The sequence below is a fragment of the Curvibacter sp. EU05-FHT14A10 genome (assembly GCF_058791075.1).
Genome location: NZ_JBYTDE010000010.1, coordinates 1 through 13,061 on the forward strand (window position 1 = coordinate 1; position 13,061 = coordinate 13,061).

General features: G+C 66.7%; 10 protein-coding genes. 3 read left to right on the forward strand and 7 right to left on the reverse strand.

Translation table 11 applies throughout. From position 1 onward, the window contains the following. Nucleotides 1-87: 87 nt before the first annotated feature. Both AC3WUT_RS18975 and AC3WUT_RS18980 read right to left on the reverse strand, forming a co-directional pair. A complete protein-coding gene (locus tag AC3WUT_RS18975) occupies nt 88-1,212 on the reverse strand; it encodes a lipocalin-like domain-containing protein (protein ID WP_492348644.1) in 1,125 nt (374 codons plus the stop codon). A 12-nt stretch (nt 1,213-1,224) separates the two neighbouring features. Continuing rightward, nucleotides 1,225-3,810 (reverse strand): FtsX-like permease family protein, encoded by a 2,586-nt coding sequence (locus AC3WUT_RS18980; RefSeq protein ID WP_492348645.1) that lies wholly within the window; start codon nt 3,808-3,810, stop codon nt 1,225-1,227. 196 nt (nt 3,811-4,006) lie between these two features. Here AC3WUT_RS18980 and AC3WUT_RS18985 point away from each other — a divergent pair, with 196 nt between their 5' ends. After that, nucleotides 4,007-4,438 (forward strand): Hsp20/alpha crystallin family protein, encoded by a 432-nt coding sequence (locus AC3WUT_RS18985; protein WP_492348646.1) that lies wholly within the window; start codon nt 4,007-4,009, stop codon nt 4,436-4,438. 23 nt (nt 4,439-4,461) lie between these two features. Here the strand turns inward: AC3WUT_RS18985 and AC3WUT_RS18990 are convergent, their stop codons facing one another. From AC3WUT_RS18990 to AC3WUT_RS19000, 3 genes are read right to left on the reverse strand one after another with little or no spacing between them, the layout of a single operon-like run. Further along, complete coding sequence (locus AC3WUT_RS18990) at nt 4,462-5,148, reverse strand: ABC transporter ATP-binding protein (RefSeq protein ID WP_492348647.1); 687 nt, start codon at nt 5,146-5,148, stop codon at nt 4,462-4,464. 13 nt (nt 5,149-5,161) lie between these two features. Further along, a complete protein-coding gene (miaA, locus tag AC3WUT_RS18995) occupies nt 5,162-6,133 on the reverse strand; it encodes a tRNA (adenosine(37)-N6)-dimethylallyltransferase MiaA (RefSeq protein WP_492348648.1) in 972 nt (323 codons plus the stop codon). Between the two features lie 10 nt (nt 6,134-6,143). Then, entirely contained in the window at nt 6,144-7,334 is a 1,191-nt protein-coding gene (locus AC3WUT_RS19000; RefSeq protein WP_492348649.1) for a multidrug effflux MFS transporter, read from the reverse strand. Nucleotides 7,335-7,588: 254 nt separating this feature from the next. Between AC3WUT_RS19000 and AC3WUT_RS19005 the strand changes: the two genes are divergently transcribed. Then, nucleotides 7,589-8,908 (forward strand): serine hydrolase domain-containing protein, encoded by a 1,320-nt coding sequence (locus AC3WUT_RS19005; protein ID WP_492348650.1) that lies wholly within the window; start codon nt 7,589-7,591, stop codon nt 8,906-8,908. Between the two features lie 211 nt (nt 8,909-9,119). Then, nucleotides 9,120-9,449, forward strand: coding sequence for a ferredoxin FdxA (gene fdxA, locus AC3WUT_RS19010; RefSeq protein WP_492348651.1), 330 nt, complete (start codon nt 9,120-9,122; stop codon nt 9,447-9,449). Nucleotides 9,450-9,480: 31 nt separating this feature from the next. On the opposite strand, the gene gdhA is transcribed toward fdxA, so the two are convergent. Next, nucleotides 9,481-10,824: an NADP-specific glutamate dehydrogenase gene (gdhA, locus tag AC3WUT_RS19015; protein ID WP_492348652.1), complete on the reverse strand. Its 1,344-nt coding sequence runs from the start codon at nt 10,822-10,824 to the stop codon at nt 9,481-9,483. Nucleotides 10,825-10,954: 130 nt separating this feature from the next. Further along, complete coding sequence (gene mutL, locus AC3WUT_RS19020) at nt 10,955-12,967, reverse strand: DNA mismatch repair endonuclease MutL (protein ID WP_492348653.1); 2,013 nt, start codon at nt 12,965-12,967, stop codon at nt 10,955-10,957. Nucleotides 12,968-13,061 lie beyond the last annotated feature (94 nt).

Sequence of the window (13,061 nt, forward strand, 5' to 3'; positions counted from 1 at the left end):
CCAGGAAACTGGCGGGGGTTTTGTCTTTGGGGCTGCAGAATACGCTACTGCAGCTCCTGGGCCAACGCTTGCCGCTGCCCTCTCCGATCACAGCCTCAGCGCCTGCGCGTACCCCGTCAGCTCCACGTACCCTCGGCCCAGCAATCGGCCCTGAACGTCGAACACCTCGCTCAAGCCCTCCCAGTAGATCGCACCTGTTGATGCGCGGCTGTCCAGCTCCTGTGCTTCAACCACCGCTTTGACGACCCATGCCCGCCCCGGCAGTTCCACCTTCCATTCGGTTGGGTACTCCGCCTGCGTCTTTGGGCTTCGCCAACGTCTAACAGGAGTCAACTGAACCTGTCCTGGGCTGGTGATGGTTTGCTTGCCGCTGGCATCGCGCCAGGTGCTGGCATCCCAGAGTGTGTTCCCGCCTCGGTCCCGCATGCGGAACGCCATGAGGGCTGAACCATCGAGGAAATTGAGGCCCATCCAGTCCCATCCCTGGGCTTCGGGGGCCATCAGTTCATCGCTCCATTCGTGGTCCAGCCAGGCCCGGTGCTCGGTCCCTGCATCCAGAACAAAGCGCTGACCCTGCAACTGGATGTGCCCCTGCACACTCATCTGAGGCTCGCTGTAGTAGCGACTGAATTGCGTGGCCTGAGGCCCCTTTTGGGAATAGCCCTCCAGGCCTTGCAGGAGCAGTGGCTGCCTGGGTTTGAAGTCAAGGTGCAGCTCGAAGGCGTCACTCTGAATCCGGGCTTCGTACTGGCTGCCCTCTTGGGTGTGGCTGACACGCCGAAACGACCAGGGGTGCAAGTGCACCTCAGTGTCTTGGGTGCCAGCTTCGGCCAAGCCCATGCCTGCGCGTGCACTGCGCTGGTCATGCCAAAGCTGTTTGCCCTGTACATCGGTCAGCGCAGCATGGGCGAACACCAGTTGCTGGGGGGAGAAGGCCGAACGTCCTTTGGGCACACCCTGCACGCGGGATCTGAAGAACGTGATCTGGTAGCCAAACATCCGCGAACCGGATTGAGCGCTGCCCGTCACGTACCACCACTCAATGCCCTGCTCTGGATGACTGCCAAAGTCTCTTGGAAATTGCAGCGGTGGTCTGGACAGCAGCGGCCCCTTGGCCAGGGCCCCCATGGGGGCACCCGCACCCACCAGACTCCAGGCCAGGGCATTGAATTGACGCCGTTTCAGCATCTGCGGTTTGGACAAAGGGTTCATGGGTGACAAGGTTTACCAATCTTCTCGCACGGCGCTCACCGCATCGCGGCTGACCGCCGCCCGCCCCGCCAGCCAGGCCGTCACCGTGCCGGCTGCGACCGTGGCCAGGCACAGGGCCAGCAATCGGCTCCAGGGGGCATGCAACTCCATGCTCCAGTGAAAACTCTGGGGATTCACCACTTTGACCAGCAGCACGGCCACCGCCAGCCCCAGCAGCAGTCCGGCCGCGGCACCGATGCTGGTCCAGACCAGCCCCTCACCGGCGACCACGGCCAGAATTTGCCGGCGGGTGAGCCCCAGGTGGGTCAACAAGCCGAACTCTTTGCGGCGTGCCAACACCTGGGCGCTGAAGCTGGCCGCCACGCCAAACAAGCCGATGCCAATGGCCACGGCCTGCAGCCAGTAGGTCACGGCAAAGCTGCGATCGAAAATCTTCAAGGAGCGCTCACGGATCTCTGCCGAGGAGGCGATCTCCAGCGCCAGCGGCCTGCTGCTGCCGCCTTGGCTGGAAGGCAGGGCCAGCAGCTCAGCTTGCACGACCGATTCAGCCACGCCAGGGCGTGGCCAAAGGGCCAGATCGTTCACTTGCGAGTCCCCGCTCAAGGCCTGGTAGTCGGCCCGGTCCATCACCAACGTACCGGACTGGCGGGCGTAATCTCGCCAGATGCCTTTCACAAAGAAGCGGGTCGCCGGCGATGTGGGTGCCGGATCCCGATGCGGGAAAGCCTTGGCCAGCAAGTCGAAGTCTTCGCCAGGGCGTGCCTGGTACAAGTCGACCATGGCCTCGCTCACGTAAAGCCCAATCGCGCCGGTCGGTGTGTCCAGAATCTTTCCTTGCAATGGCAGGCTTTTGGAGTCGTCCAGCCGGTCCTTGGCGATCAGGGTGACTTTGGGCCGCCCAGGCATCAGCTGCAGCGCGCGCACCCGCAATCGACTGCTGGCTTGTACCGAGGGCAGTGCCACCGCCTGGTTCAGCCAGTCTTCTGGCAAGGTCAGTACTTCGCTCGCTTGCTGGCTGCCTTGCAGGTGTACATACAACGGGGCTGGCAGCACCAGGTCCAGCCAGTCGATCACTGAGACCCTGAAACTGCTGACCATCACGGTCAAGGCCACGGCCAGACTCAGGCTGGCCACCACCCCACTGATGGCCGAGCTGGCCATGCCGCGCATTCGGCGAGCGCGCTCCACCGCCAGCAAGGGCAGCAGGTGTTGCTGCAGGGCCCCAGCCAGTGGACCATCGATGATGGCCATCAGGCTGGGCAAGAGCACGATGCCCCCCACCAGAAGTGCACCCACCGACACATACGCCGCCACCGGGATGCCCCACCAGGGAGGGGACAAGGCCAGCACGCCGGCCAGTGCCATCAACATCAGGCCCGCCATGCGCCCATGGGCTGCAGAGGGTGCATCTCCCAGCCCTTTCAGCGATTGAGCCGGGGGCAGCGCGGCGGCGGCGCGCGCCGGCCACCAGCCCCCTGCCAACGCCGCGGCCACGCCCAGGCTGCCATACAGCAGCGCCGCGGCCGGGCTCCAGCGCAGGCTGGGTGCCACACCGGTGAAATACCCGCCACCCAGATCACCGCCCAACCAGCGCAGGGCCAGGGCCGCCAGGACGGTGCCCGCCAGCAGGCCGAGCCCACTGCCCACGCCGCCCAGCAGCAGGGATTCAAGCAGCACCAACCGGGCCCGCTCCCTGGGTTGCAGGCCCAGCACGCCCAGCAGCGCAAACTGCCGTGTGCGCCGTGCCACGCTCAGCGACAACACCGAAAACACCAGAAAAGCCCCGGTGAACAGCGCCACCAGGGCCAGCACCGTCAGGTTGACCCGGTAGGCCCGCGACAACTGGTCAATCTGTTGACCCGCGTCGGCCGGCTCATGGGCCAGCACATTGGCGGGCAGGTTCAGGTCCGTCAGGTAGCGAACGTGGTCCACCCCGGCCTGCAGCCGCACGTCGATGCGACTCAACTGACCGACACGGTCAAACAAGTCCTGCGCTGCGGCCATGTCCATCACGGCGGTGGCTGGTCCCGTCACAGCCAGCGTGCCCGCGACCTGAAGCGCCACCGGGCCCGCCTCGGTCTGTACCTGGACCTGGGTAGCGCCGGAGACTTGAGCCTGGGCCGCCGCATTCAGAAAAACACGTCCAGGTCGCAAGATGTCCAGGCGGTCTGCGCCAGCCAGGGGGCGTGGGATCAGGTCGGGTGCCACGCCAGCCAGGCGGAACGCATCCACACCCAGCAGTCGCAAGGGCACACCGCCCGGGGCCTGTGTGGTGAGCAGCAAGGTGTTGAGCTCCAGCACGGGTGAGGCCTCGGCCGTTTCGGGGTGTTGGGCCACCCGGGGGTACAGCGCTTCATCGAAGGTTCCCCGCACGGCGCGCAGTTCCAGATCGGCCTGCCCATTGACCGAGCGCACGGCCTGCGAGAACTCGTCCAGCGCCGAGGCATTGATCAGATGCACCGAAAAGGCCAGGGCCACGCCCAGCAGCACGGCCACGATCGCGGCCAGTGATCGCCAGGGGTGACGGCGCAACTCTTGCCACGAAAAAGTGCAAAGCAAGGCCCAGAGGGGCGATTGGTGACGGGGTGGCGGTGGCATCAGCCGCCATTGTGCACAGCTCTTTCAAGACCCTTCGCATCACCCGTCATCGCGACTTTTTGCGCCAGATCAAACAGGGATGCGAGGGTCTGTCTTGAACCCCAAAGCCGCTCTTGATGCGCCGCGCAGACCCCCTATTTTCTGAACGGGGGGCCCGCATGGGCCTGTCCCGTCATCAACCAGAAGGAGTTTCGACATGAATTCACTGATCCCACGCGGGGGCCTGCTGCTCGATGAGTTTTTCCGCGATGCCGCCCCCGGTTTCTACATCCGCCCCTTGCACGGGGACAGGCTGCCCACGCCGGCCCAGATCAAGGTCGACGTGACCGAAAGCGACGCCGCCTTCACCGTGCACGCCGAGGTGCCCGGTGTCGCCAAAGAAGACCTGCATGTGACCCTTGAGGGCCAGGTTTTGAGCCTCAGTGCCGAGGTGCGGCAGCAGGACCAGGCCACCCGCGATGGCAAGGTGTTGCGCAGCGAGCGCTACTTTGGTCAGGTGGCTCGCAGCATCCAACTGCCCACCGAGGTGGACGTCAGCCAGGCCCGCGCCCGGTACGAAGACGGGGTTCTCACCCTGACCCTTCCAAAGCGTCAGGCCGGCAGCGCCCAGCGGCTCAAGATCGAGTGAAGCGGCACCCGCCGGGGCGTGGGCTAGGCCGCGATGCCCTGAGCCGTCAGCCGCAGCACCCGGTCGGCCTGGGCCGCAGCGGCTTCCGAGTGGGTGACCAGCACCAGCGCGGCCCCTTGTTCACGCGTCTGCTGCAACAGCAGGGCCATCACTTGGCTGGCGGTTTGCGGGTCCAGGTTGCCGGTCGGTTCATCGGCCAGCAGCAGACCGGGCCGGTGCACCAGGGCGCGGGCAATGGCCACGCGCTGCAACTGGCCGCCGCTCAGTTGCTGTGGCAGGCGCTCGCCCAGCCCCGCCAGCCCTACGGCTGCCAGCATCTCCGAGACCCGGGCCTGGGCAGCCGTACCGCTTTGGCCCAACAGCATCAAAGGCAAGGCCACGTTTTGTCGCACGTCCAGGTGGGGCAGCACATGAAAGGCCTGAAACACAAAGCCCACATGCTGGCGTCGCCACAGGGCGCGCGACGTTTCGTCCAGCCCGGCCAGATCGGTGCCTTGCACATCGATTCGGCCTTCATCCCAGTGGTCCAGGGCCGCCAGGCAGTTCAGCAAGGTCGACTTGCCCACGCCAGACTCACCGATGATGGCGACAAACTCCCCGGCACTGACAGTCAGGCTCACGTGCTCGAACACCGGGGCGCCGGCATAGCGTTTGCCCAGGCCCTGAACGCAGATGGCGGGCTTGGTCATGAATGGGCCAGGGGCGTTCATGGTGTTCGTGTCCTCAGCCCAGCTGTCCGCTCTTGCGCAGCAGGGCCTCAGCCAGGGCCAGCACCTGCGGCAGGGCATCGGGTGCATCGCAGGCCACGGTGTGGCGTCGAGGCATGCTGCGCAGCCAGGTCAGCTGCCGCTTGGCGAGCTGGCGTGTGGCAAAGATGCCGCGATCGCGCAACTCGTTCATCGGTTCTTGGCCTGACAAGGCCTCCCAGGCCTGGCGGTAACCCACGCAGCGCATCGATGGCAGGTCCGGGTGCAGATCGCCGCGGGCCCGCAATCGGCAGACCTCGTCGATGAAACCCTGTTGCAGCATGGCGTCAAAGCGTTGTTCGATGCGGTGGTGCAGCCATTTGCGGTCCTTGGGTTCCAGCGCGATCAGTTCGATGGGCAGGCCCCGGGTCGTGTCGCCGTGCTGTGCGGCATGAAAGCTCGACAGCGTCTGCCCCGATACCCGGAACACCTCCAGCGCACGCTGGATGCGCTGGGCATCGTTCGGGGCCAGGCGCTGAGCCGTGGCGGGGTCCACACGCGCCAGTTCGGCGTGCAGGCCAGGCCAGCCGCGCTCGGCTGCCTCAGCCTCCAGCGCGGCACGCACCTCGGGGTTGGCGGGGGGCATCGGGTCCAGTCCATCCACCAAGGCCTTGAAGTACAACATCGTCCCGCCGACCAGCAGCGGCAGGGCGCCGCGGGCGCGGATGGCCTGGATCAGCCCAGCCGCGTCTTGGGCAAACTCGGCGGCGCTGTAGGCTTGCAAAGGGTCGCGGATGTCGATCAGGTGATGGGGCACCTGCGCCAGCTCGGCCGCGCTGGGCTTGGCCGTGCCGATGTCCATGCCCCGGTACACCAGTGCCGAATCCACGCTGATGATCTCCATCCGATGATGGGGCGCGAGGTGCGCAGCCAAAGCCAGTGCGGCAGCCGTCTTGCCGGAGGCGGTCGGGCCTGCCAGGGCCAGGCAGGGAAGGGTCGAAGTCGTCATGCAAGGGGTCTCAGGTGGCGGCCGGTTCACCGTATTTGGGGACCAGTGTCCAGGCGGTCAGGGCGATGCAGGCGCTCCAGAACCAGACGCCCAGGGTCAGAGGGTAGATCGTGCCGTCCATGTGCTGCCCCAGCCAAGCCCCGATCCCAAAGGCCACCACCATCATGCCGAAGCCATTGAGCGCCGAGGCTGCGCCGGCGGCCTGGGGGAAGGGGCCCACGGCACCGCTTTGCCCACAAGGCTGGTGCACCCCGTGAGCCAGCATGAAGATGTAATAGGGCAGCATGATGGCCCAGCCCTGGTGCACGCCCGCCAGGGCCAGTGTGCCCATCAGCGTGCCGCCCAGCAGGGTCATCCCGCCGGCCACGGCCACGCTGCGTCGCAGACCCAGGCGCGGCAGCATCCAGCGGCACATGAACGTGCCCAGAAAGTAGGCAAAAGACATCGAACACATCAACAGGCCATAGGCGGTCTTGCTCAGCCCCAGGACTTTGATGAAGACGAAGGACGACGAGGCCAGAAAGGTGAACAGCCCGCCATACGAGGCCGCGGTCAGCACCGAGAAGGTGATGAAGGTCGGGTGGCGCAGGATCTGCCCCCAGGTGCGCAACACCACTGAAGGCTGGGTGGCACGCGGGTTGCGCTGGGCCAGGCTCTCGCTGAAGCGCCAGCCCAGCAGCCCCAGGGTGGCGGCGCCGAACACGGCCAGGGCCAGCATGGCGGCCCGCCAGCCCATCCAGTCGGACAGCAGGCCCCCCAGGGGAGCGCTCAGGCAGGCGATCACACCCAGGCCGGACAAGCCCTTGGACATGACCCGTGCGCCTTCCAGTGGCTTGTACAGGTCACGCACGATGGCCCGGGCGCACATCACGCCAGCCCCCATGGCCGCCCCCTGCACCATGCGGCCCAGGATCAGCATCTCCATCGAGGTGGCCAGGGCACAGCCCAGGGCCGACACGGTGTAGGCCACCATGCCGATCAACAGCACGGGGCGGCGTCCGATCCGGTCCGACAGCGGGCCCCAGGCCAGTTGCGAGCAGCCGAAAGCCAGCAGAAGCGCCGACAACGTCAGTTGGGCTTGCGTCATCGTGGCGCCAAAGCCCTCTTTCATGGCCGGCAGGGCGGGCAGGTAGAGGTCGGTGGTCACCGGCTGCAGACCCAGCAACAGAGACAGGATCAGGACCACCAGCCCGGGGCTCATGGCGGGGGTCTGGGGAAGGGCCGCAGAGGCGGCAGAACGAGAGGCAGGCATCCGGGCGAGCGTATCAGAAAGCACCCCGGGCCCTGCCAGGGCGAGGGCACTCCGGTCAGTCGCCTGGGTGACGGAATCGGGCCGGTGTATCCCTGACAGGACATACCCGCAGCACCGTCCTGGGGCGCCTCCGCCTTTGCTAAGGTGGCTGGTTAACCCCGTTCACTCAGCGATCCCTGGATCGGCACGCCTGGAGGCTAGTCATGACCGCATTTCCCGCTCTTCGATGTTCCCTGAGCACCTTTCGCATGGGCCTGCTGGCGGTGCTGTGTGCCCCGTTGCTGGCGACGGCCCAGACCCCGCCACTGCCCCCTCCCGACAGCGTGAACCTGGACCGCCTCGGCTACATGAGCACCTTCCCGCCCGAGCCCGCCCAGCGCGTCACCTTGGCCAACAGCTACCAGTATCCGCAGCTGCGTTGGGTGGTGCAGCATGTGCGCGAACTGCAACCCACGCACAACATCCGGCGTGGCACGGGCCCGGCCTCCAGCTTGCCGGCCGATCCTCGACCCCTGGGACCAGTGAGCTTTGAAGATGCCAAGGGCCAGTCGCTCACCATCGATGAGTGGGCACGCAGCACCTACACCGACGCCTTGGTGGTCTTGCACAAGGGGCGGGTGGTGTACGAGCGCTACGACAACCAGATGACGCCGCATTCGCCGCACCTGTTGTTTTCGGTCACCAAATCGTTCACCGGCCTGCTGGCCGCCCAACTGGCCCAGGAGGGCAAGCTTGACCCGGCCGCCCTGGTGACCACCTATGTGCCCGAACTGGCCGGCTCGGCCTGGGGCGACATGACGGTGCGTCAAGTCATGGACATGACGGGTGCGGTGCGCTTTCGTGAGGTCTACACCGACCCCAGCACCGAGATCTTTGGCTACAGCTGGGCCAGTGGCCTGCTGCCCAGGCCTCCGGGTTACCAGGGCCCCACCACGGTGTACGACTTCCTGAAAACCCTCAAGAAAGAGGGCGAGCATGGTGAGGGCTTTGTCTACCGAACGGTGCACTCCGAGGTGCTGGGCTGGATCGTGTCGCGTGTCACAGGCCAGCATTGGGCCGAACTCATGAGCCAGCGCATCTGGCAGAAACTGGGCATGGAAGAAGACGCCTATGTGATGGTCGACAGCGTGGGCACGCCCTTACAGGGGGCTGGCCTGAACGCCACCGCCCGCGACCTGGCCCGGGTGGGTGAGATGTTGCGCCTGGGCGGCACCTTCAATGGCCAGAAGATCCTCGACAAGGCCGTCATCGAGGACACGGCCCGAGGTGGTGACCGCGAAAAGTTCAAGTTCCAGGGCCTGCAGGCGGCCCGACCGGGCTACAGCTACCGCAACCAATGGTGGGTGCTGCACAACGCCGATGGGGCCTACGAGGCCGCCGGGGTGCACGGGCAGTTCATCCACATCAACCCGGCCGCCGAAATGGTGGTGGTCAAGCTGTCGTCGCACCCCGTGGCGGGCGCCGCTTTCACCCACCCGACCACGCTCAAGGCCTGGGCCGCGCTGGCCAAAGCCGTGCGCTGAGCCCGGGCATGGGCCGCGGTGGCGCGGCACAGGCCCGCTTTCGCTGACAATCGGCGCGCTCCCGCAGGCTTTGCGGTGGCTTTTCGTGACTCGTGAAAGGCTGCGCCGTGGCGCCCCGATTTTCTGTTGGCCCTGCACCCGGGTGCGGGGCCATTGTTTTGTCTGACGCTGATTTTTTCAAGCGGCCTGGCGCCTGTGCTGCGGAGGCCCCATGCCTTTCGTAGTCACTGAGCCCTGCATCCAGTGCCGTTACACCGACTGTGTCGAGGTGTGCCCCATGGACTGCTTTGTGGCCGGCCCCAATTTTCTGGTGATCGACCCGGCGGGCTGCATCGACTGCTCGGTGTGTGTGCCCCAGTGCCCGGTGCAGGCCATCGTGAACGCCGCCGAGGTCACGCCAGAGCAGGCCCCCTATGTGGCCCTCAACGCTCACCTCGCCAAGTCAGAGGGCTGGACGCCGATCCGCCAGCGACAGGCGCCCTTGCCAGAGCATGCGCACTGGGCCCAGGTGGCGGACAAGCGCCACCTGCTGCCGGCCTGAGCTTGGCCTCTTTTGGGGCGGCTCGGGCGGGTCAGACCACGCCCTGGGCCCGCATCGCGTCGGCCACCTTCACAAAGCCCGCCACGTTGGCGCCGGTCAGGTAGCTGACACGGCCTGTCGCATCTCGCCCATGGTCCACGCAGGCCCGGTGGATGCCGCTCATGATCTGGCGCAGGCGCAGGTCCACCTCCTCGCGCGGCCAGCTCAGGCGGGCGGCGTTCTGGCTCATCTCCAGGCCTGAGGTGGCCACACCGCCTGCATTGCTGGCCTTGCCTGGGGCATACAGCACCCCGGCCGCCTCGAAGGCCTTGGCGGCTTCGATGGTGCTGGGCATGTTGGCGCCTTCGGCCACGCACAGCACCCCGTTGGCGATCAGGGCCGCCGCATCCAGGGCGTCCAGTTCGTTTTGTGTGGCGCAAGGCAGGGCCACATCCACCGGCACTTTCCAGGGCCTGGCATCGGGCTCGAAGCGGGCCCCGATGCGCTCGGCGTAGTCGCTCACGCGCCCGCGGTGGTGGTTCTTGATCTCCATGAGCAGCGCGAGCTTCTCTGGGGTGAAGCCTTGCTCGTCGATCACCGTACCGCCCGAGTCCGACGCGGTCAGTACCAGGGCGCCCAGCGTCATGGCCTTCTCGATGGCGTACTGAGCCACATTCCCCGAACCCGACACGCTGACCCGCAGGCCCTCGAACGAGCGTCCCCGGGAGTGAAGCATCTCTTCGGCAAAATACACCGTGCCATAGCCCGTGGCCTCAGGGCGCATCAGCGAGCCGCCAAAGCTCAGCCCCTTGCCGGTGAACACGCAGTCAGCCCGGTTGCTGAGCTTTTTCATCATGCCGGCCATGAAGCCCACCTCGCGCCCGCCCACACCGATGTCACCGGCGGGCACGTCGGTGTCCGCGCCAATGTGGCGGTAAAGCTCTTGGACGAAGGCCTGGCAGAAGCGCATCACCTCGCCGGGGCTGCGCCCCTTGGGATCGAAGTCGGAGCCCCCTTTGGCACCGCCCATGGGCAAGGTGGTGAGGGCGTTCTTGAAGGTCTGCTCGAAGGCCAGGAACTTCAGCACCGACAGGTTCACTGAGGGGTGAAAGCGCAGGCCGCCCTTGTAGGGCCCCAGCGCCATGCTGTGCTGGATGCGGTAGCCGCGATTGACCCGGACCTGGCCCTGGTCGTCCACCCAGCTGATCCTGAACATCACGATGCGCTCGGGCTCGACCAGGCGCTCCAGCAGGGCGTGTTCCGCGTAATGGGGGTGGCGTTGCAGAAACGGCCACAGACATTCCATCACTTCCGTGACGGCTTGCAGGTACTCGGGTTGGTGGGGGTTTTGGCGGTTCAGCCGTTGCACAAAGCTGGCGGCATCGAGATGCTTCATTCAAGGGTCCCTTCGCCTGCCGCACAAACCGGCAGGGGGGATGATCTTGCGGGCAGGCCGCCCAGCGTTCGTCACCAAATGTAGCCCCTGTGCCCGCCCCCTGGCGGCGGCGCTGGACGGCTTGCTGCCCTCAGCGCCCGCGCAGGAACAGGGCGTCCAGTTCGCGCATGGGCAGTTGCCGCCAGGTGGGGCGTCCATGGTTGCATTGGTCGGATCGCTCAGTCTCTTCCATCTGGCGCAGCAGCCCGTTCATCTCGTCCAGGGTCAGGCGGCGGTTGGCGCGCACCGCACCGTGGCAGGCCATGGTGGCCAGCAGTTCGTTGCGAGCCCGCTGCACCACCGTGCTGGCATCGTGCTGGCCCAGTTCGGCCAGCACGCTGCGGGCCAGCTCCACCGCATCGCCCTGGGCCAAGGTGCTGGGCACCGACCGCACGGCCAGCGTCTTGGGCGAAAAAGGCACGATCTCCAGGCCCAGCGTGGCCAGGGTGTCGGCACATTCCTCGGCCGTGGCCACCTCTTGGGGCGTGGCGGCGAAGGTGGCCGGGATCAGCAAGGGCTGACTGGCCAGCGGGGCCTCGTCAATCTGGGTCTTGAGGCGCTCGTACACGATGCGTTCATGGGCGGCGTGCATGTCCACAATCACCAGGCCATGGGCGTTTTCCGCCAGGATGTACACCCCTTGCAGTTGCGCAATCGCACGCCCGAGCGGCCAGTCGTCGGCGGTGTCGGGCAGGGCCGTGGGCGCCGGCTGGGCAGCCAGGCTGGCCTGATTGAAGGGCGAGGGGGCCCCGAGCGCCGGATGGACGCTGGGGTTGCCAACGGGGGGCTGAGCGAGGGCCGGGCGCCCCACCGTGTCGGCCCACAAGGGCGGGGTGGTCCCGTTGGCGGTGGCGGCGCCAGGTTGCCACAGCGCGGCCAGGTCGTTCACGCGGTGACCCACCGGATCGGGGCGAAAACCCATGCCGGCCTGGGTCCAATGGGCGCTGAAGGGCGCTGGCGCGGTGGCGTGGGTCCCGGCCAGGCCTGGCGCCTGATCCGGGCCGGGCTGGAGGCCCGTCAACTCCGGGGGCTGGGCGGCGGCGGCCGCGGCCGCCGCCAGCGCAGCGCGCGGGGCAGCCAGGGCATTTTCGACCGCATGGCGCACCGCCTGATGGACCTCACGGCTCTCCCGGAAGCGCACTTCGATCTTGGTCGGGTGCACGTTCACGTCGACGCGGGTCGGGTCAATCTCCAGCGACAAGGCATAGACGGGCTGGCGTTGGCCATGCAGCACGTCTTCGTAGGCACTGCGGGCTGCATGGGTGAGAACTTTGTCGCGGACGTAACGTCCGTTCACATAGCAGAACTGGTGGTCGGCCCGTGAGCGCGACGCATCCGGCACCCCGGCCCGGCCCGTTACCCGGATCGGCCCCACATTGAAGTACACGGCCACCGATTGGGTCAGGAACTCTTCGCCCAGCACATCGGCCAGGCGGCGGTCATGGGCTTCGGGACCGTGGCAGGCGCGCCACTGCTCCACCAGCTTGCCTTCGTGCCAGATCGCAAAGCCGACTTCGGGGCGGGCCAGGGCGTGGCGGCGCACCGATTCCACGCAATGCGCCAACTCGGTGGCGTCGGTCTTCAGAAACTTGCGCCGTGCGGGCGTTGAGAAGAAGAGCTCTTTGACCTCCACCGTGGTGCCGGTGGCCCGGGCGGCCGGCTTCAGTTCGCCGGTGCGTGCATCCAGCAGGAAGGCATTGGGTTGCCCTTCGGTGCGAGACAGCAAGGCCATTTCAGAGACAGAGGCGATGGCGGCCAGGGCCTCGCCGCGAAACCCCATGGTGCCCACTGATTCCAGGTCGTGCAGGTTGCTGATCTTGCTGGTGGCATGGCGCTTCAGGGCCACGGGCAACTCTTCGGGGGGGATGCCCATGCCGTTGTCCTCGACCGAGATCAGCCGCACGCCACCGGCCAGCAGACGCACGGTGATCTGGCTGGCGCCTGCGTCCAGCGCGTTGTCCACCAGTTCGCGCACCACCGAGGCGGGGCGTTCGACCACTTCACCTGCGGCGATCTGGCTGATGAGTTCATCGGGCAGCTCGCGGATGGGGCGGCGCGCGGAAGTGGCAGATGGGGAGGATGGGGGGAAGGGCTCGGTGTTCACCCCGGGATTCTAGAGGCCCGGCAGCTCATGGGTCCTCAGCGGGGCTTGTCACGACGTTTGCGGTTGGCGGCTTCATAATCTGCCGCCAAAGGAT

Coding starts and splice junctions, on each gene's coding strand:
- AC3WUT_RS19000 (WP_492348649.1), bottom strand. CDS start 7,334: ATGAGCCCCGGGCTGGTGGTCCTGATCCTGTCTCTGTTGCTGGGTCTG.
- AC3WUT_RS18990 (WP_492348647.1), bottom strand. CDS start 5,148: ATGAACGCCCCTGGCCCATTCATGACCAAGCCCGCCATCTGCGTTCAG.
- AC3WUT_RS19005 (WP_492348650.1), top strand. CDS start 7,589: ATGACCGCATTTCCCGCTCTTCGATGTTCCCTGAGCACCTTTCGCATG.
- miaA (WP_492348648.1), bottom strand. CDS start 6,133: ATGACGACTTCGACCCTTCCCTGCCTGGCCCTGGCAGGCCCGACCGCC.
- AC3WUT_RS18985 (WP_492348646.1), top strand. CDS start 4,007: ATGAATTCACTGATCCCACGCGGGGGCCTGCTGCTCGATGAGTTTTTC.
- fdxA (WP_492348651.1), top strand. CDS start 9,120: ATGCCTTTCGTAGTCACTGAGCCCTGCATCCAGTGCCGTTACACCGAC.
- AC3WUT_RS18980 (WP_492348645.1), bottom strand. CDS start 3,810: ATGCCACCGCCACCCCGTCACCAATCGCCCCTCTGGGCCTTGCTTTGC.
- gdhA (WP_492348652.1), bottom strand. CDS start 10,824: ATGAAGCATCTCGATGCCGCCAGCTTTGTGCAACGGCTGAACCGCCAA.
- AC3WUT_RS18975 (WP_492348644.1), bottom strand. CDS start 1,212: ATGAACCCTTTGTCCAAACCGCAGATGCTGAAACGGCGTCAATTCAAT.